The sequence below is a fragment of the Ferruginibacter sp. genome, from assembly GCF_049840995.1.
Lineage (GTDB): Bacteria > Bacteroidota > Bacteroidia > Chitinophagales > Chitinophagaceae > Ferruginibacter.
The window spans coordinates 654063-674575 of record NZ_JASGIP010000004.1 but is presented as its reverse complement, the minus strand read 5'-3'; the positions used below and the strand labels follow the sequence as shown (position 1 = coordinate 674575).

Genomic DNA, 20513 nt, shown 5'->3' with positions numbered 1-20513 from the left:
TATAAAATGCCTGCTTAAAAAAGAGCTACGGAATAGAACTGTTGTTTTTATGCAGGCAAAGATGATCCCCGCTACTGGTCGGTTCTGAATGGAGAAGCGGGAAGCCCCTCCTTATTATATAAGTTTGGCTGAACGGGATTATCAGCCCATGCATACCTTGCATATAAGGGATCCGGAACATCGCTGCTCCAGACAATAATTTTATCCCCTTCAATTTTTGTTTTTGCCCATACAAATTTTTTATCTTTTCCTGCTATGGCAAAATCTCCCGGCGCTTCGTTGTCGTTTGTGATCAACCCGGTTCCTGTTTCAGAAAACTGAATTGTTATCTTTCCTTCACTTATAGTTGCAGACTGATATAAGGGCCCTGAATGAACAATATTTTTTCCATAGGCAATTTTTAGTGCCCCCAGGGCCAGCCGCTCCCCTACCTCTTTTTTACGATCAGGATGTATATCGTTCCATTCACCCAAATCGATAGCTACTGCCATGGCAGTAGCCGGAACAGATAATGTTTTTAGCTGCGCCTCCCGCAGCTGTGCCCAACTGCTTTCCGAAGGCAAATAGTTGTAGTCCATAAACCCGGGTAATTGTACAAACAAAAAAGGCAATACGGTAGCGCTGTTCCATTTATTTCGCCAGTCATTAATCAGGGCTGGCAGCAATTGCGTATATTCTGCTGCGTTACCAGCATTACTCTCCCCCTGGTACCAGCAAAATCCTTTAATAGTAAAATTAACTTCAGGTGATACCATGGCATTAAATAATGCTCCAGGCTGATTTTGTGCAGCAATCCCGCCTCCGCCACCGCCACCTAAAAAAGGTCTGAAAACCTCTCCCACTTTATACTGCCAGGTGCCTTTTAAATCAACTGTATCCCCACCTGCAAAAATGCAATAAGGTTTATCGGGAACAAAACCTCCCTTACCGGAAGTATTTGAAACTTTAATTACTAAAATATTACTTCCAGGTTTTAATAGGTCCGGCAAAACAGCATATCGTCTTTGCGGGTACTGGTAACTGGTACTACCAACAGATTTTCCATTAATATAAACCTCGTCTGCGTCAACAATTCTACCCATAAAAAGCCTTGCGGGCTTGCCAGTCATTGAAGCAGGGATGTTTATCTCCTTCCTGTACCATACAGTTCCATTAAGATCTTTTAAGCCCTGGTCTTCCCAGTACCCGGGTATATTTATAGTACGCCAACCAACTGGTACATAATCTGTATCGAACCATTTTTTTTCACCTGTAAGCCCCCTGTCACTTTGTTGCCTGCGTTGAAAATTACCGTTTCTCCTGTTAGACAGACTATTGATATAAGCTGTATCCTTGTTTCGCTGCAGGGTTGCAGATAAAGATTTAAAATCCTTAAGCCCTGTTTCGCTGATCCAGGCTTCTATCGGCGTACCGCCAACAGAAGCATTAATAATTCCTATAGGGACATTGTATTCTTCATAAATTTTCTTTGCAAAAAAATAAGCAACTGCTGAAAACGGGCGAACATTATTCCCAATGGCAGCCTGCCAGTTTCCGGAAGGTAAATTATCCTGTGGCGCCATCATGTTTGCATTATTGGGTACCCAGAACTGTCTGATCATAGGATAGTTAGCCGTAGCTATTTCTTTTTCATAACGCACATCATGGACATTCATCTGGTGCACCATATTGCTTTGCCCGCTGCAAAACCACACATCACCAAATAAGATGTTATTGAGGATTATTTTATTTTTCCCGGTGAATTCCATAGTGTAGGGCCCTCCCGCTTTCACAGGGGGAAGTATAATTTTCCAGTTACCCTTATCATCTGCTTTTGTCCGATAATTTTTGTTGTTAAGTTTAAGCATTATTGTCTCTCCAGGAGAAGACCAGCCCCAGACATTTGTTCGGGAATCCCTTTGAAGAATCATGCTATCGCTTATTATTGCGGGAAGTTTTATTTGGGCTACACATTTATTTATAAAAGACAAACAAATGGATAATACTATTATAGTTACTGATTTTACCATGCATTTAAGATTTAAAACTAAAAACCGATACTGTTGCCTCCATCTACAGGCAATATGACACCTGTTACATATTTTGCTGCATCTGAAGCCAAATACAAAGCGGCATTTCCAATGTCTTCTGGTTCTCCCATCTTACCCATTGGAGTACGGCCAAATACTTTTGCCTTTCTTTCGGGGTCGCTATCCAATGCTTTTGCAGTCATTTCACTATAAATAAAGCCCGGCGCTATAGCATTTACACGTATACCTGAAGGAGATAATTCAACTGCCATCGCCCTGGTCATTCCGTCTATTGCAGTCTTACTGGCTGTATAGGCTATTACTTTTGGCAGTCCATACTGTGCTGCCATACTGCTGATATTTATGATACAACCGGAATTATTTGCCAGCATATGCTTCACCACTTCACGGCTCATGGAAAAAACGGCATTGAGATTAGTGTTAAGGATATTTTGAAAATCCTCATCGGTTACTTCTACAAATTCCTTTTTCATATTAATACCTGCATTGTTAACAAGTATATCAATGTATCCAAATTGTTGAACTACTTTTTGTACAAATAATGGTATAGCGTTAAGATCACTAACATCTAACGGTACACTAAAACATTTTTCGCCCAATTTTTTTTTCGCATATTCAAGCTTTTCAGGATTTCTGCCTGCAATAACACAGACGATATTTTTTTCGATAAACTTTTGCGCAATTGCAAAACCAATACCGCTACCACCACCTGTGATAATGGCTAATTTTTGTCTTCTCATTTAATATTATCTCTTTTATATTTTACATAAGTTCTCCTGCGTCCAACCGGATAATAGTGATCATGTATATCAGTTTTTACCTTTTTTCGATGATGAGCCTCTTACAATCAAGTCTGATTTAATTATTATCCTGTTAGTAGCTGCAATATTACCTGTTCCTTTAAGGTGATGAATTAAGCTCCTTGCAGCTATTTCCCCCATATCTTTACCTGGATAATTAATAGTTGTAAGCTGTGGCTCAATAATTTTGCTTATTGAATCATTATTAAAGCCGACAATTGCGATATCCTGTGGTATTCTAAGACCATTATTTTTTAATTCCTGCATACAAACAGCTGCAATAAAATCATTTGTTACAAAAAGCCCATCGGGTATTGGCCACATCTTTAAAATTTCATGAGCAGCTTCAAGTGCACTTTTTTCAGTCAGGTCCTTTATCAAGACCAATTGCTTATCATAAGGTATCCCTGCGTCATACAATGCATCAGTATATCCTGCATGGCGCTGTGCATATACATTCCGTTTTAAACTTGCCGTTAACGTAACTATTTTTTTGCATCCCTGTTCAATCAGGTGTTGAGTGGCCACGTACCCTGATTTATAATTATCGATAATCACATGAGTATTATCACTGTGTTCATCAACCCTGTCAAAAAATACCACCGGGATTTTTTTTTCAAAAAAGAGTTTGAAATGGTCAAGGCTTTTTGTGTTAAAAGACAATGAGGCTATTACTCCATCCACACGCTTATGAAATAAGTTAATAAGGTTTGCTGCTTCTTTATTGTAGTCTTCTGCTGAGTGGGTTATTATTATATCATAGCCCGCATTTGTTGTTACATTTTCAATACCGGCTAAAACTGAAGTAATAAAATTACTATTCAGTTCATGGAGAAGGACTCCAATGGTATGTGATTTCTGTTTACGAAGATTACTGGCAAAAGTATTGTGACGGTAGCCCAGTTCCTCTGCCTTTTCCAGTATCCTTTTTTTTGTATACGCGTTGATGACCTTACTGTTCTTTAAACCTCTGCTAACGGTAGCCGCTGACAATTTAAGTTCCCGGGCAATGTCATAAATGGTAATGTCCTTCTTCATATAGCTTGGGTTAGTGGCGGGCAGATATTTTAGCTAAAGTAAGTTTTTTTTGCAAAAAAAATGTAATCGGTTACATTTTGTAACATTTTTTATCTACATTGCATGAAATTGCTATACTGACAGGCTCAAAAAGGATTGCTAAAGACGTTTTTATCAATAGAAAAGGACTAAGAAGATTGATTTGTTGCAAAGTAATTTCTCGCAGGTTGTAAAGTTGCTATTTTCCATCATTCTCAAATTTTCCTCAGAAAATTGATGCAAAAGTGTATAATTACAGCCATTAATGCAACCGATTACATTTGTAGATAAGCTGGCTGATTATTAAAACAACTGCAACTATATGAAAATTTGGGTATCCCCATCTGATCAAACTTCATATTCTTATAATACCTGCAAGAGTATTATTAACCTTTGCATGCTATTTAGTTCTAACAGGTTTATTCGCAGCTTTCATATTCACCCAAATTTTCCACTTACTGTATTTCCCCGAAGTAAAATTGAATTATTCTTTCTCTCAGGATAAAATGCTGTTTAAAAACCACCTCATAAAAAAATTCAATTAGTAAAGATAATAATCAATACTACCAAACAAAATGCTTAAAACAAAAACACCTAAATTATGATTAAAAGAAAAGAAGCAAAGCTATTTTGCCTGACGATTGCACTTCAGCTTTTTGCATTCGTAGCTTTTGCTCAAAACTTGTCTGTGAAAGGACGGGTAACAGATGATAAGGGAGTGCCTTTATCAGGAGCATCTGTTACTATAAAAGGCTCTGAAAGCGGAACAACCACAGATGCAAACGGAGATTTTTCGATTAGCGTGCCTAAAGGAAGCACCCTGATAATAAGTAGTGTTAATTACCTTTCCCAGGAAATTAAAATTTCTTCTGCAAACCAGTTAATGAAAGTTGCATTAACCAGTACCGAAAAAGCTTTAGGCGAAGTAGTGGTTATTGGTTATGGTACACAGAAGAAAAAGGATGTTACAGGAGCCACTGTGTCTGTGAAAGGAGAAACACTTAATGAAATCAAAGCACCTAATATTTATAACCAGTTACAAGGAAGAGCTGCCGGTGTTGATATTGTCAGCAACAGTTCCAACATCGGTGCAACCGGTCAAATCCTTATCCGCGGCAGCCGCTCTTTAAGCGGAAATAATAGTCCATTGATTGTTGTAGATGGTATGGCCTATGGCGGTAGCCTTAATGATCTTGATGCTGAAAATATTGCAACGCTTGATATCTTAAAAGATGCATCTGCTACTGCGATTTATGGTTCACGTGGTTCTAACGGTGTAATCATTATAACAACAAAAAGAGGTACATCTGGAAAAGCAGTGACAAGTTACAATGGATATGTAGGACTGGTAGATGCTATCGGCACTTACAGATTGTTTAATGGTCCTGAATATGCCCAGTTTAAAACAGATGCTGCAGTAGGCAACTCAAATACTGCAGGTCAGAATTTATATGCTCTTACAGCGGATGAAACTGCCAACCTTGCAAAAGGTGTAAGTACTGACTGGCAAAAATTATTATTGAGAACCGGGATAAGAACAAGTCATGATGTAAATGTCAGGGGTGGAAATGATAAGACGCAATACTTTTTTGGTATGGGCTATTACAGAGAAACAGGTGTAATAGCCAGTCAATATTTGGAACGTTATTCATTTAATGTGAATATTGATCATAAAATGTCTGAAAGAATTAAGGTGGGTTTCAGTAGTTTCAATACCATGAACAGGTCAAACAGAACTGGTACAAACGCTTACGGTGCAGCGACCAGGTTATCGCCTTTGTTTGAACCCTATAAGGCCGATGGTTCGCTCAATTTTCAACCTGCCATTCAGCAGGGTGCTGATCAAACCCAGATCAACCCGCTTACATCCATTGGTAACAATGATCTGATCAGGGCCTTTCAGCGGAGATACCAGTTTCAGTATAATGTGTATGGTGAATTGAAAATAATCAAAGACCTTAAATTCAGGACAACGTTCGGTTATGGTTGGTCTCAAACATTTAATGACAATTACACGGGTCCCAATACCGTTTTTAATACCAATGCTACAACGGCTGGTTCAAGCCTGAGCCAGGCTAATGCAGAAGGATGGCAGTACACCATTAACAATTCATTGGAGTATAACAAAACCATTTCAAAACACAAACTGCAGGTACTGGCTTTACAGGAAGTGCAAAAAAATCATTTCCAGTCACAGCAAATAAATGGCACTGGCGTTCCGGCTGATTTTATTCAAAATTATAACTGGCAGTTGGTCACTACGGTTACACCACAAGCCGGAAACTTCAATGAAACTGGTTTGATCGGTTATATGGGTAGAGCTCTTTATTCTTTTGATGATAAGTATTTAGTTACTGCTACGGTTAGAACAGATGGTGCTTCGGTACTTGCGCCCGGCCATCAATGGACGACCTATCCCGCGGTATCTGCAGGATGGAATATTGACAAAGAATCATTTATGCAAAATGTGAAATTCGTGTCCAGTTTAAAGTTAAGAGCAGGCTGGGGTATCAGTTCTAACGCTGGTATAGGTGCGTATACCACACTGGGAAGCTTAACCTCAAATTTCTATAATTTCGGTACCAACAATCAAAATGGTTATCAAATTAATACGGCTCCTAACCCTGAACTAGGATGGGAGAAAACCAGAGGCACCAATATTGGTGTTGATTTTGGTTTATTCAACAATCGTTTATCAGGATCAATAGAATATTACACCACGCATACCTACGACATTTTGTTAACTAAAAGTTTGCCACGTAGTCTCGGTATAAATTCACAGACAACCAACATTGGTGCAACAACTTCTCATGGTATGGAATTTACGCTTAGCAGTATAAACTATAAGAGTGCTAAGAATGATGGATTTTTGTGGCGGACTGATTTCAATGCAGCATTCAACAGGGAGAAAATCACTGCACTTCAAAATAATTTACAACAGGATATTGGAAACGGATGGTTTGTTGGTCAGCCGCTATCGGTGATATATGATTATAAAAAAATTGGTATCTGGCAAACCAGCGAAGCTGCACAAGCTGCAGTTTATGGTGTTGCACCAGGTGATATCAAAATACAGGATGTTAACGGTGACAACGCAATCACTGCTGCGGACAGACAAATAATTGGAACGTTCCAGCCAAAATTGGTAGCAGGATTAACCAATCATTTTGAATACAAAAACTTTGATTTGAATTTTGTTTTGTTTGGCCGTTTTGGACAAACAGCAGTCGTAACTTACCTGTCAGCTGATGGTAGCGGAGCGGGGTATCCCTTCTTCGGTAACAGCAGGGTTGAGCAATTAAAGGTAAATTACTGGACACCGACCAACCCTACAAACGATTTCCCTCAACCAGATGCAGGAAGGGATGGCCAGAATTTTACATCTACGCTTACTTATCGTGATGGCTCTTTTATTAAATTAAGAACTATTGATTTAGGTTATAATCTGCCAGGCAAATTGCTCACTAAAGCAAAAATTCAGTCATTAAGAGTTTACGTATCTGCACAAAATCCATTTATTGTATGGGCTCCACTGAGAAGAGATGGTTTGGGTCTTGATCCAGAAGGTAATGGCAACAACTTTGGTAATGCAATAGGTTCCCAGGGCGGACAGGCGGCTGTACGGCCTAATACCGGCAGCATCACAGTAGTCGGCATGGGTGTGCCTCCAACCCGCCAGGTTATTTTTGGAGTAAACCTGAAATTTTAACATAACAAAACCATTCATATGAAACATAAATTTTTTCGGTACAGTCTTATTGTTGTTTTCCTTTTTGGAGCTTCCGGCTGTAAAAAGATATTGACAGAACAACCAAGAACGTCCTTTACACCATCCTTCTTTACTACCACTGATGGTCTTCAGGGCGGTATTGCAGGTATCTATTCCAGTTTTCGGGGCTTTTGGGGAACGCAAATATTTACCCAGTTATTCAATAGCGGTACTGATGAAAGTAAGCGTGGTTCTGCCGCTGATGTAACCCACTGGTTTACTTACAACAATCCTGCGATAAAAAGTAATACAGACGATTATCTTGGTTTTTGGAACACGCTGTTTATTGATATCAATACTGCCAATGGCATATTGCAATACGGTGCTGATGCCAATATACCTGCTGCTACAAAAACCCAGTTGCTGGCACAGGCAAAATTCCTCCGGGGCTTTTGTTATTATTATCTGGTAACCACCTTTGGTGCTGTACCATTGCACACTAATTTCAACACGTCTGCATCAGCTGCAGATGCTCCATCTCCACTGGCTGACGTGTATGCGCAAATTATTAAAGACTTAAACGAAGCAGCGGCTGATTTGCCTAATACACCGGCTGCTAACAATGGTAAACCTGCTACCAAAGCAACTGCGTTATACCTTTTGGCTAAAACATATCTCTGGAGAGGCTGGTCGGCTGCTGCCCAGACGACAGATTTTACCACAGCCTATACAACGGCAAAAAATTTAATCGATAACAAAGCCACCTATAACCTGGACTTGCTACCTTATTTCCCATCAGTTTTTGTTGAAGGAAACGAATATGGTAAGGAAGTTTTGTTTGTTATAGACCATACCAAAGATCTGAAGTATGGACAGAATAATGCAACTGGTTCAGGTGGTGGCGGTGCAGGAGCAAACCAGTCAAATTTCTTTTGGCGCCCCACCTATACGAATGTTAATGCTAACTATCCTGCAGCAGGTGGTGCAAACATGACCGTAAGGGATGTTGCCAACGGAAGACCTTTTCAACGTATCAGGCCAAACACCAAATATATTATCGACCAGGCATTTGCAAACAGAGCCACAGACTCCAGGTATGATGGTACGTTTCAAACAGTATGGTTGTCCAACAGTACAGCATCTTCTGTAAAGGGCTCAACAGGTGTAACCACGCCAAGGGGAACCCTGATAAACCAGGTTGATACTTCTATCTGGATGGCAGACAGGATAGTAACTCCGGCCGAAAGAGCTGCTTTCAAGGGAGTAATTTTTGAACCCGAACATTTAGCAGGTGCAACTGTGCCATATACAACAGCCTTTTACCCAAGTATGAGAAAATGGGATGACTCAACGAGAGCTGATATGAATGATTATTCTGACAGGCCTTATATCATGTTCCGCTTTGCAGATTTGTATCTTATTGCTGCAGAAGCCGCATTTAAAGGCGGTGCCACTTTACAGGATGCCGCCAATATGATCAATGTACTACGTACAAGAGCCGCTTTAAAAGCCAATCAAACTCCTGCTCAGTATACAGCCGCAGTTGCTGCTCAACAGATTACTGCAGCACAAGTGACACTTGATTTTATACTGGACGAAAGAAGCCGTGAATTATTTGCAGAAGATACCAGGTGGTGGGATTTGTCACGAACAAAGAAACTGGTAGAGCGTGTGCAGTTATGGAATTCTGAAGGATCAGCGGGCGTACAGTCTTATAATATGCTAAGACCCATCCCGCAAACACAGATCAGTTTGGTTACTGAAGGACCGGCATTTCCGCAAAATCCGGGTTATTAACGGGCATTTAGTTCTTTTCTCATAATAGCAGCAATGGTAATTAAACCGGGGGATAACATTGTTTATTCCTCGGTTTTTATTTTAATTAAATTTTTAGTTATTGAAATAAATTCTACAAGTACTGATAACTCAGTTAAAGGATAATCCGTCAATGAAATAACCTGCAAACTTTGTTTTAAGAATCAGCGTGCAATTTGTTATCAAACAGTGTTGGCAGAATTGTGTAATGCAGGATGATGTTAATTGAGATTTATACCGAATACTTTCTTGTCATTTTTTATAAAAGTATTGACATGTTATACTTGTTCAAGCAACAGATCATATGAAAAGAATAATAAAAATTTTATTGGTTGTAAGTATTGTTTCATCCTGTACTGAAAATAAAAAGAATACTGAAGAGCCGAAGGGAGCATCAAATCTTGCTTATAAATGGGGTAAAATAGTTTTAGAAGCCACTGCCAATGACACAGAAAAATTCAGGCCCCGGCCAACTGTTACTTCGCGTATGTTTTGCCTGGTATGGACATCTATATTTGATGCCTGGTCAAGGTTTGATGCGAATGCTGTACCTGTTTATCTTCAAAATGTGGAAAGGGTACCCGAAGATCAAAGAACATTGAAAAATAAAGAAACTGCAATAAGCTATGCAGCTTACAGAGCAATGCTTACCTATTATTATTCTGACTCAGTAATGCTACGCAATAAAATGAAAGAATTTGGATATGATCCCAATAATGCATCACTAGACCCTACAACACCTGAAGGCATAGGAAATCTTGCAGCAAAAACTGTTATTGAAGCAAGGATCAACGACGGATCTAATCAACTGGGCAATATGCCCGGTTCTAACGGTAATGTTTATTCCGATTACACCGGGTATAAACCTGTAAACAGTGCTGATACATTAAACAGTATCGAACACTGGCAACCTAAATATTTTTCTGATGGCAAAGGTGGCAGATTTGCGCCAGGTTGCCTTACCCCCCACTGGGGCAAAGTAAAACCATTGATGCTGGATTCAGCCAATGAGTTTCGCTGTGTACCCCCACCGGCAATCGGCTCGGTTGAACTCGACAAAGAAGTAAAAGAAGTTGTGGACCTGCAATCTAATCTTAGTTATGATCAAAAAGCATTGGTTGAATTTATGCGTGATGGTCCCAAATCGGTCCAGCAAGCGGGGCACTGGTTCATCTTTGCACAGGATGTATCGGTAAGGGATAACCATACTTTAGACCAGGACGTAAAAATGTACTTTGCTGTGGAAGCTGCAGCGATGGATGCATTTATTGCCTGTTGGGATACCAAGATGACTTATGATTTTGCCCGCCCTTATACTTTGGTTCACTATTTATTTAAGAATAAAACCATCAGGGGCTGGGGTGGTCCGGAGAAAGGAATGGTGGATATGAAGGGACAAGATTGGCGGCCTTATTCACCCGAAACCTTTTTATGCCCCCCTTTCCCAAGTTATATTTCCGGTCACAGTACTGTGAGCGGAGCCTGCGCTGAAATCCTGAAACTATTTACCGGTGACGATAAGTTTGGTATTGAAGTAAAACGCAGGCCGGGAGAACTGACAGAACCTGTTCGTATCGGCGCTGAAGTCACACTCAAGTTCCCCAGTTTCACCGAGACCGCAAATATGGCGGGTATCTCCCGTGTGCTTGGGGGATATCATATCCAATGCGAAAATAAAGAAGGCCTTAAACTGGGCAGGAATATCGCAGCAGTAGTATGGAGGAAGTATTTATACTATACTGGCCAAAATAATAAAAAATAAAAAAATGATAAAGAAAATAGTGTTATCGTTACCGGTAGTAATTTTAGCGCTTTATTTTTTAAGCCTGTCTCCGGGCTGTAAAAACAAAGGAAGCAAGGACACTACTGACATTGCCCCGATCTTCGACAAAGTACCCTCTGCACAGAGTGGCATTACATTCGCAAATAACGTGGATGAGAATTACCAAAAAAACTATTTCGACACATTTGCCTATGTATACAATGGAGGGGGTGTGGCAGTTGGTGACTTTAATAACGATGGGCTGCAGGATATATATTTTACAGGGAATGAAGTCCCCAATAAACTATACATTAACCAGGGTAATATGAAGTTTAAAGACATTACTGAATCGGCAGGCGTAGACGGCGGCAGGGGTTGGAAAAATGGCGTAACACTTGTTGATATAAATAATGATGGTTTACTTGACATTTACATTTGTAAAGGGGGCTATAAAGATACCGGTGAAGAAAGAAGAAATGTGCTGTATGTAAACCAAGGCAATCTTACTTTTAAAGAGGAGGCAAAAAAGTATGGCCTGGACAATGAAGGCTACTCTATCCATGCGGCTTTTTTTGACATGGATAACGACAATGACCTGGACATGTACCTTACTACCAGGCCGGATTCTTTTTACCTGGGCCTTTCGCGGATGGTTACGGGAAAAAAGAACCCGCCGGATATGTGCAGGGATAAGCTTTACCGCAATGACGACGGCAAATTTGTTGAAATAGGAAAACAGGCTGGTGTAGAACATACTTTCGGGTATGCGTTATCCGTAGTGACAGCTGACCTGAATAATGATGGTTATGAAGACATATTTGTAGGAAATGACTATGCTGATAATGATTATATGTTCATCAACCAGAAGAATGGCACTTTTAAGGATGAAGTAAAGCAAAGAACCAATCATCTTTCTCTTTTTTCAATGGGAGCAGATATAGCTGATCTGAATAACGATGGTTTTGAAGATATCCTGGTGATGGAAATGCTTTCTGAAGATTACAAGCGATCTAAAGTTTCTATGCCCCGTATGGATATCCAGGGCTTCTGGGCCATAGTGGACAGTGGATTTGAAAAACAATACATGCACAATGCATTGCACATGAACCAGGGTAATGGCTTTTTTTCTGATGTATCCCAAATGGCAGGCATTGCCAAAACGGAATGGAGCTGGGCAACGCTGGCTTCAGATTTTGATAACGATGGGAAGCGGGATATTTATGTTTCGAACGGTTACCGCAGAGACCTGTTCGATGGTGATATCCAGAAAAAGCAGGACATGTATGTTAAGGCAAACATGAATAAATATTCTTCCGCTGCTGAAATGTTTGAAAAAGGTTTTAAAGATTATATGGAAATATACAGTCCGATCAAGGTCAGGAATTATCTTTTTCACAATAAGGGGGATATGCGGTTTGAAAATCTATCGGAACAATGGGGTTTTAAAGACAGCACTTTCGCCAATGGCGCTGCAGTAGCTGATTTTGATAATGACGGCGACCTGGATCTTGTTATTAATAATCTGGATGGTGAAGCAGACTTGTATAAAAATATTACGGATAATAAAAACAAATACCTGAGGATAAAACTGGAAGGTCCCTTAAAAAATCCAGATGGTATCGGTGCCAAGCTTTCCCTGTATTATGAAGGCAAATTGCAGCAATTCTTTCAGCAGAAGTTAGTGCGTGGTTATTTATCTTCCAATGAGCCAATTGTACATTTTGGTATGGGGGATGTAAAAAAAGTTGACAGCGTTATTGTAGTATGGCCTGATGGCAAATCAAATACATTGACGGGTATCAGCACTAACCAGGTGATCAAAGTAAATTATAAAGACGCCAGGGATGGCATTAACCACAATCCCGTATACCATCCCTTATTTGCAGAAACAACTGAGCAGGCATTATCACCGTCTTTTGTTCACAAAGAGGATAACTACAATGAATTCACCGATCAGGTATTATTGCCGCATCAGTTCACCCGTGATGGTCCTTTTATTGCTTCCGGTGATGTAAATGCTGATGGCAAGGAGGATTTTTATGTTGGAGGAGCAAAAGATCAGGCAGGTGCTCTTTATATTCAACAGGACGGAAAGTTTATCAGAAAGACTGTACCGGTATTTGAGGCTGATAAAAAATATGAAGATATGAGTTCGGTATTCTTTGATGTGGATGGAGACGGGGACCTTGATCTGTATGTGGTCAGTGGTGGCAGTGAATTTGATGAAGGTTCTGCTATGTACCAGGACAGGTTGTATCTCAATGACGGGAAAGGCAATTTTACCAAAGCAACGCTTCCCCCTACCCTAAGCAGCGGATCATGTATTACAGTTTTTGATTTTGACGGCGATGGTGATATGGATATTTTCCGCGGAGGTGAGGTGGTGGCCCACAAATACCCGCAACCTCCTTTAAATTATCTTCTTATAAACGAAAAGGGAAAGCTGACAGATAAAACTAAAGAACTGGCGCCTGAACTCTCAAGAGTGGGCATGGTAAAATCCTCGGTATGGGCAGATCTGAATGGAGACAAGATGCCAGAACTAGTTATTGCCGGTGAGTGGATGCCGGTAAAAGTTTTCAGTTACAGGGAAGGCAGATTGAGTGATGTGAGTGCTAGTTATAATTTTCAAAACACGGAGGGCTGGTGGGATAAATTAGTAGCGGAAGATATTGACGGGGACGGAGATGTAGACCTTATCGCCGGTAATCTGGGAGAAAATTATAAATTCCAGGCCAGTGTGCAAAAGCCTTTTGAAGTATATGCTAAAGACTTTGATGGCAATGGCACTAATGATATCTTTTTGGCAAAGCATCTTAATGACTTAATGGTGCCGATACGCGGCCGTGAATGTACCTCGCAGCAATGCCCCATGATCGCTGAAAAATTTCCCACCTACCTTTCATTTGCGAGTTCTGATCTTTCGGGCATATTAGGCGAGGATCAGTTAAAGTCTGCTCTGCATTACCAGGCACATTTATTTTCTACCGTCCTATTTATAAATGACAAGGGTAAGTTCGTTCAGAAAAAACTGCCGATGGAAGCCCAGTTATCAACTGCCAATAGCATTATAGTAAAAGATTTTGATGGCGATGGGAAAAAAGATATTCTGATTGCGGGAAACAAATTTGATGTTGAAGTGGAGACCACTCCCGCAGACGCTTCTGTAGGAGTTTTTCTCAAAGGAATAGGCAATAATGATTTCAAAAGTTATAAACCTTTGGAAAGCGGCTTTTTTGTACCCTATAATGTGAAAGACATGCAGCTCATAAAAATGCAGGATCAATGGTCTCTGCTTGTGAGTTCAAACAATGACCGTTTGCGCGTGTTTTCAGCAAAAAATAAATAAGTGATGGCAAAAAACAAGCGTTACTAAAGCAGCGAATTAAATATGAGGTTGATAAGATTATCTATAACCCTTGGATTAATACCGGCCTTGATGTGCTGCAGCAATTCAGTGCAAAAAAAAGGTAATCGCCTGAAGGATGCATCCAGCCCCTACTTAAGAGATCATGCCGACAATCCTGTTGATTGGTACCAATGGGGGGAAGAGGCTTTGGCAAGGGCTAAAAAAGAAAACAAGCCATTATTGATAAGTATCGGATACGCTTCATGTCACTGGTGTCATCAAATGGAGCAGGAATCTTTTATGGATACCGCTGTAGCAAGAATTATGAATGAAAATTTTATTTGTATTAAAGTGGACAGGGAAGAGCGACCTGATATAGACGGTATTTATATGAATGCGTTGCAACTTATAACCAGCAATACAGGCTGGCCTTTAAATGCATTTGCCTTGCCTGACGGGAAACCCTTTTTTGCGGGAACGTATTATTCAAAGGCGAGCTGGACCAGTTTGTTGTTGAATATATCTAAAGCCTATTCTGCCAACCAAAAACTCGTTGCCACGCAAGCCGGTGCGCTTGTGAATGGTATGAGCGAAGAAGAATTTTCTTTTATTGATACCGTTAACCTTTCTACTGAAAGAATACAGCGTGAAACGTACAATAAATTATTTGACAGCATTTACAAATGGTCGGACCAGGTGAATGGCGGTTTAAAAGGAGCTCCTAAATTTCCTATGCCTTCCCTGGTTGATTTTTTGTTACAACATTACTATACCAGCGGTAATAACCAATCATTAGTTGCAGCAACTACCACTTTGAAAAAGATGGCGCTTGGTGGAATATATGACCAGATAGCCGGAGGCTTCTCCAGGTATTCCATTGACAGTACCTGGCACATTCCTCATTTTGAGAAGATGTTATATGATAACGGGCTTTTAGTGAGTACATATGCACATGCCTACCAATTGACAAAGGATAATTTCTATAAAAAAATTGTTGAAGAGACACTCTCTTTTATTGATAAAAACTTACGTGCACCTGCCGGAGGTTATTATTGTTCTTTAAATGCTGATACTGAAACCGGAGAAGGCGAATATTATAGCTGGACAAAAAAGGATTTTTCAACAATCACAGGGAATGATATTATGCTGTCCAATTATTTTCATGTATCAGAAGAGGGCAACTGGAAAACAGCAAACAATATTTTATATGCTAATCAAACAGCAGAACAGTTCTCCAAAGACAATAACCTGCCCTTTGATAAATTTAATACAGCCTTAAATGCAGCAAAAGCAAATCTTTTGAAAGAAAGAAACAAGCGTCAACAACCCAGTGTTGATGCAAAGATATTAACAGGATGGAATGGAATTGTTGTTAAAGCGTTAGCAGATGGATATGCCGCTACAGGCAATGAAGATTACTTTACCAGGGCAGTATCATGTGCATCATTCCTGGAAAAAAACAGGATTGCAAAAGGCGGGAAACTGAGGAGAAGCTACAACGACAAAGGGACGTCCATAGATGGTTTTCTTGATGATTATGCCTGGACAGCAGCAGCTTTTATAAAATTGTACGAAGTGAGTTTTGATAAACACTGGCTGCAACTGAGTAAAACCATCACAGACTATGCCATTGAAAATTTTCTCAATAAAAAAACCGGCTTATTTTATTATACAGAAGGTCAACAGGAACTGGTCATAAGAAAGACAGAGATCGCTGACAATATTATTCCTTCTTCAAATGCTGTGATGGCAAAGGTTTTGTATAAACTCGGTACGATATACGCAGATTCTGTTTATACAGTTATGGGAGTACAAATGTATAATTCAGTTGCTGAAAGGGTAAAAAAACTGGCACGCTTTCATACCGAGTGGTGCAGTGTTGCCGGGCTTTTATCTGCGAAGCCCTATGAAATCGTCATCATGGGGAAAGAGGCAATTGAGAAAAACAAAATACTGCAGCAAAGTTTTTTACCAACCAGTACGATTATGGGCAGTATGGTTAAGGATTCATTCCAATTACTTAAAGATAAATTCGTTTCGGGCAAAACAATAATCTATGTGTGCACAGATAAAATCTGTAAAAGACCAGAAGAGGATCCGGTTAAAGCAAAAACGCAGATTGTACAATAATTCGTTTTGTTAAAAAAAATTATCATGAAGATATTACTAACAGAGTACAGAAAAAATAAAACAGTTCAAAAACTATTTAAAAAAGTTTTTTTTCATATGCAGCAGTAATGCGCAAGAACAACACGGGAGCTTTATTCCTATCGCTCCCCTTTTTATTTAATAAAATTGAAACAAATAAACCAATAATAAGTATGAAGTTTTTTATTGACACTGCAAATCTCGCTCAGATAAGCGAAGCAAATGATTTAGGCATTCTGGATGGCGTTACAACTAATCCTTCCCTGATGGCAAAAGAAGGTATAAAGGGGAAAGAAGCTGTTTACAACCATTATAAGGCCATTTGCGAAATTGTCGACGGTGATATCAGCGCCGAGGTAATTTCCACAGATTTTGATGCCATCATTACTGAAGGAAAGGCCCTGGCGGCTTTACACCCGAATATTGTAGTAAAGGTACCGATGATCAAGGATGGTATAAAAGCCATCAAATGGTTTACGGATAATGGTATAAAAACAAACTGCACTTTAATATTCAGTGCGGGACAGGCAATACTGGCTGCAAAAGCCGGTGCCACTTATATTTCTCCATTCATTGGCCGTATTGATGACAGCGGATGGAATGGGATTCAATTAATAGAACAGATTGCAGCGATATATAAAATACAGGAATTTAAATCTCAAATTCTTGCTGCATCTATTCGAAGTGCCAACCATATTATAGAATGTGCGGCAGCAGGAGCTCATGTATGCACCTGCCCCCTGGCTCCAATTTTAGGGTTATTAAAACATCCTTTAACAGATATTGGCCTCGCAACTTTCCTTGAAGATGCAAAAAAATTCAGTTAGGTACAACTTATTCTAAAATACTAAAAATATAAAATAAACAATGGAGATACAGGAATTAGAAAAAATCGCCTTTCAGGTAAGAAGGGATATTGTAAGAATGGTTCATGGTTGTCAATCAGGTCATCCCGGCGGCTCTTTAGGTTGTGCCGATCTGCTTGTAGCACTTTACTTTAAAGAAATGAAACATGACCCAGCATTTAATATGGATGCAGTTAATGAAGATGTTTTTTATTTGTCTAACGGGCATATATCACCTCTTTTTTACAGTGTGCTAGCAAGAGCAGGTTATTTTGATATAAGTGAACTGTCTACCTTCCGCAAAATTAACTCAAGAGTACAGGGACATCCAGCGACTCATGAACACCTTCCCGGCATCCGGATTGCCTCGGGATCCCTTGGCCAGGGACTTTCTGTAGCAATAGGCACTGCAATTACTAAAAAACGAAAAGGTGATAACAGTCTGGTATATACGCTGCACGGAGACGGCGAACTCCAGGAAGGTCAGATATGGGAAGCAGCCATGTTTGCTCCCCATCACAAAATTGATAATCTCGTTATGAATATCGATGTGAATGGACAGCAAATTGACGGCCCAGTTGATAAAATTATGTCGCTAGGCAATCTCCAGGCAAAATTTGAGGCTTTTGGATGGATTGTTATTCATAGTAATGGCAACAGCATGAGTGATATTGTAAATGCCCTGCAAATGGCCAGGCAGCTATCAGGAAAAGAAAAACCGATATGTAATCTTATGAGGACCCAGATGGGATACGGCGTGGATTTCATGATGGGGAGTCATAAATGGCATGGTGTTGCACCAAATGATGAGCAACTGGCAAGTGCACTTAAACAATTACCTGAAACAATTGGCGATTATTAAAAGTAAAAATTAAAATGAAAAAATATTCATACACAGAAAAAAAAGATACCCGGTCAGGTTTTGGTGCCGGTCTTCTGGAAGCAGCAAAAAAAAATGATCGTGTTGTGGCATTATGTGCAGATCTGATAGGCTCGTTAAAAATGGATGCCTTTATTAAAGAATTTCCTGACAGGTTTACTCAAGTAGGTATTGCAGAAGCAAATATGATGGGGATTGCTGCGGGAATGACTATTGGCGGTGCTATACCTTTTACGGGCACCTTTGCGAATTTCAGCACCGGTCGTGTCTATGACCAGATCAGGCAGAGTATCGCTTATTCGGGCAAAAATGTAAAAATATGTGCTTCTCATGCAGGTCTTACGCTAGGTGAAGATGGTGCTACTCACCAGATCCTGGAAGATATCGGCATGATGAAAATGTTACCAGGCATGGTGGTTATCAATCCATGTGACTATAATCAAACCCGGGCAGCGACAATGGCAATAGCTGAATATGAGGGTCCGGTATATCTGCGTTTTGGCCGTCCCGTTATACCGGTCTTCACAGACCCCGACCAGGATTTTCAAATAGGTAAGGCCTGGCTTGTTAACGAAGGAAAGGATGTCACTGTAATAGCTACAGGGCATATGGTATGGGAATCTATACAAGCGGGTGAAATGCTTGCCAACGAAGGTATCAGTGCAGAGATCATCAACATTCATACTATTAAACCATTCGATACAGAGAGCGTGTTGAAGTCCATTGCAAAAACACGTTGCGTTGTTACAGCAGAAGAGCATAACAGGATTGGCGGTCTTGGGGACAGTGTGTCCCAGTTAATTGTTTCGAATGACCTTGTTCCCCAGGAATATGTCGCCGTCAATGATAGTTTTGGAGAAAGTGGCAAACCGGAAGAGCTAATGAAGAAATATGGTTTGGATGCACTAAGTATTGTCGCTGCGGCAAAAAAGGTGATCAGCAGAAAAAAATAGCATTGAAAATTGTGTAACCTTTAGCAGTTGTTTTTTCTCATACAGTTTCAGGTTTCATGCCCCGGTAATATTGCCGGGGCCATTTTAGCAGCATCGTATTTCTCATTCATATTTAAAAAATAAAAACTAATGATCATGAAACATTTCTTTTCAAACAAAGCAGTTTATTTATTATTGCTACCAGCTGTAATGCTGTGTTCTTTTTCATTGAATACTGACAAAGCCAATTTTTCAGGCGACTGGAAATTAAATGAATCAAAAAGCGAGCTGGGAGATTTCGCAAATTTTACGGCTACTGCATTAAAAACAGAACAAAAAGATAACGCTATTACTATTGCAAGAACGACACCAGGGTTTAATGGCGGTGATCCCAGGACCACAACGGTAACTCTGACTTTTGACGGTAAAGTAACTGAATCAGAAGGATTCGGAGGTTCCAAACGCAAGTCAACAGCAAAATGGTCTGATGATGGCCAGACGCTTACGATCAGCAATACTGTTAGTTTTGAAAGAGACGGGCAAACCAATGAATTTAAATCAACAGAGACGTGGACGCTTACCAAGGACGGAGAATTATCTGTTGTCACACAATCCTCTTCGCCAAGGGGTGATATGACAACAAAGGCCAGGTACACCAAATAAGATATCAGCAAATGATCAAAAAAAATGCATACTAAAACAAGCAGCTTTAGTATGCATTTACTATGGTCACAGCAAGCTTCTCAATTGTTGAACTTGTAAAACATTGAAGCATCCGGTTAACAGATAAAGTTTTTAAATTTTACCTGTGATTGATTTTAGTTTCTGCACTTCAGCGGAGAATATGCTCAAATGCTTCGTCTCTGTGTAAGTTTACCTATCATTAGTTATTACAGCATGAAAATTTTTTCTGGTCCAATATACGAGTTTAAATAAAACTGAATCCATCTTGTCCTGTTGACCTTAAAAGTTCCATTGAAATATTTTTCGGGGAAGCTACCTATGTTCCATTGCCCACTCTGGTAAAGCTTGATTCTGTATCAAATTGCTTATCTATCTCTTCTCCTATCCCTTGCACAAGGGTTCCGCATAATTGTGTACATCCATTGACACTTGCAGTTAATCAAATAGAAATTATCCCAAGATTCAAAAAAAATTTGGCAGTATAAAAAAATATGGTAAGTTTG

At 39.9% G+C, this 20513-nt stretch carries 12 protein-coding genes; 9 read left to right on the top strand and 3 right to left on the bottom strand.

All coding sequences use genetic code 11. From position 1 onward, the window contains the following. Window positions 1-71: 71 nt before the first annotated feature. From QM738_RS13760 to QM738_RS13750, 3 genes are all read right to left on the bottom strand, one after another. Entirely contained in the window at window positions 72-1847 is a 1776-nt protein-coding gene (locus QM738_RS13760) for a sialate O-acetylesterase (RefSeq protein ID WP_462277303.1), read from the bottom strand. Window positions 1848-2026: 179 nt separating this feature from the next. Continuing rightward, window positions 2027-2770, bottom strand: a complete 744-nt coding sequence (locus QM738_RS13755; RefSeq protein WP_462277302.1) for an SDR family NAD(P)-dependent oxidoreductase — start codon at window positions 2768-2770, stop codon at window positions 2027-2029. Window positions 2771-2839: 69 nt separating this feature from the next. Further along, window positions 2840-3868 (bottom strand): LacI family DNA-binding transcriptional regulator, encoded by a 1029-nt coding sequence (locus QM738_RS13750; RefSeq protein ID WP_462277301.1) that lies wholly within the window; start codon window positions 3866-3868, stop codon window positions 2840-2842. 619 nt (window positions 3869-4487) lie between these two features. On the opposite strand from QM738_RS13750, the gene QM738_RS13745 reads away from it, so the two are divergent. The 9 genes from QM738_RS13745 (at window position 4488) to QM738_RS13705 (ending at window position 19989) form a co-directional block, all read left to right on the top strand. Then, window positions 4488-7595 carry a SusC/RagA family TonB-linked outer membrane protein gene (locus QM738_RS13745; RefSeq protein ID WP_462277300.1) on the top strand — a complete coding sequence of 1036 codons (3108 nt, stop codon included), beginning with the start codon at window positions 4488-4490 and terminating at the stop codon, window positions 7593-7595. An 18-nt stretch (window positions 7596-7613) separates the two neighbouring features. Further along, a complete protein-coding gene (locus QM738_RS13740; RefSeq protein WP_462277299.1) occupies window positions 7614-9392 on the top strand; it encodes a RagB/SusD family nutrient uptake outer membrane protein in 1779 nt (592 codons plus the stop codon). Between the two features lie 322 nt (window positions 9393-9714). Next, window positions 9715-11172 (top strand): vanadium-dependent haloperoxidase, encoded by a 1458-nt coding sequence (locus tag QM738_RS13735; protein ID WP_462277298.1) that lies wholly within the window; start codon window positions 9715-9717, stop codon window positions 11170-11172. A gap of 4 nt (window positions 11173-11176) precedes the next feature. Beyond that, entirely contained in the window at window positions 11177-14521 is a 3345-nt protein-coding gene (locus QM738_RS13730) for a VCBS repeat-containing protein (protein ID WP_462277297.1), read from the top strand. 42 nt (window positions 14522-14563) lie between these two features. Continuing rightward, a complete protein-coding gene (locus QM738_RS13725; protein ID WP_462277296.1) occupies window positions 14564-16651 on the top strand; it encodes a thioredoxin domain-containing protein in 2088 nt (695 codons plus the stop codon). A 191-nt stretch (window positions 16652-16842) separates the two neighbouring features. Next, on the top strand, window positions 16843-17496 hold the full coding sequence (gene fsa, locus QM738_RS13720) for a fructose-6-phosphate aldolase (protein ID WP_462277295.1): 654 nt from the start codon (window positions 16843-16845) through the stop codon (window positions 17494-17496). A gap of 40 nt (window positions 17497-17536) precedes the next feature. Continuing rightward, window positions 17537-18376: a transketolase gene (locus QM738_RS13715; RefSeq protein WP_462277294.1), complete on the top strand. Its 840-nt coding sequence runs from the start codon at window positions 17537-17539 to the stop codon at window positions 18374-18376. 14 nt (window positions 18377-18390) lie between these two features. Next, window positions 18391-19347, top strand: a complete 957-nt coding sequence (locus tag QM738_RS13710) for a transketolase family protein (protein WP_462277293.1) — start codon at window positions 18391-18393, stop codon at window positions 19345-19347. Between the two features lie 135 nt (window positions 19348-19482). Beyond that, window positions 19483-19989: a hypothetical protein gene (locus tag QM738_RS13705; protein WP_462277292.1), complete on the top strand. Its 507-nt coding sequence runs from the start codon at window positions 19483-19485 to the stop codon at window positions 19987-19989. Window positions 19990-20513: the final 524 nt, after the last annotated feature.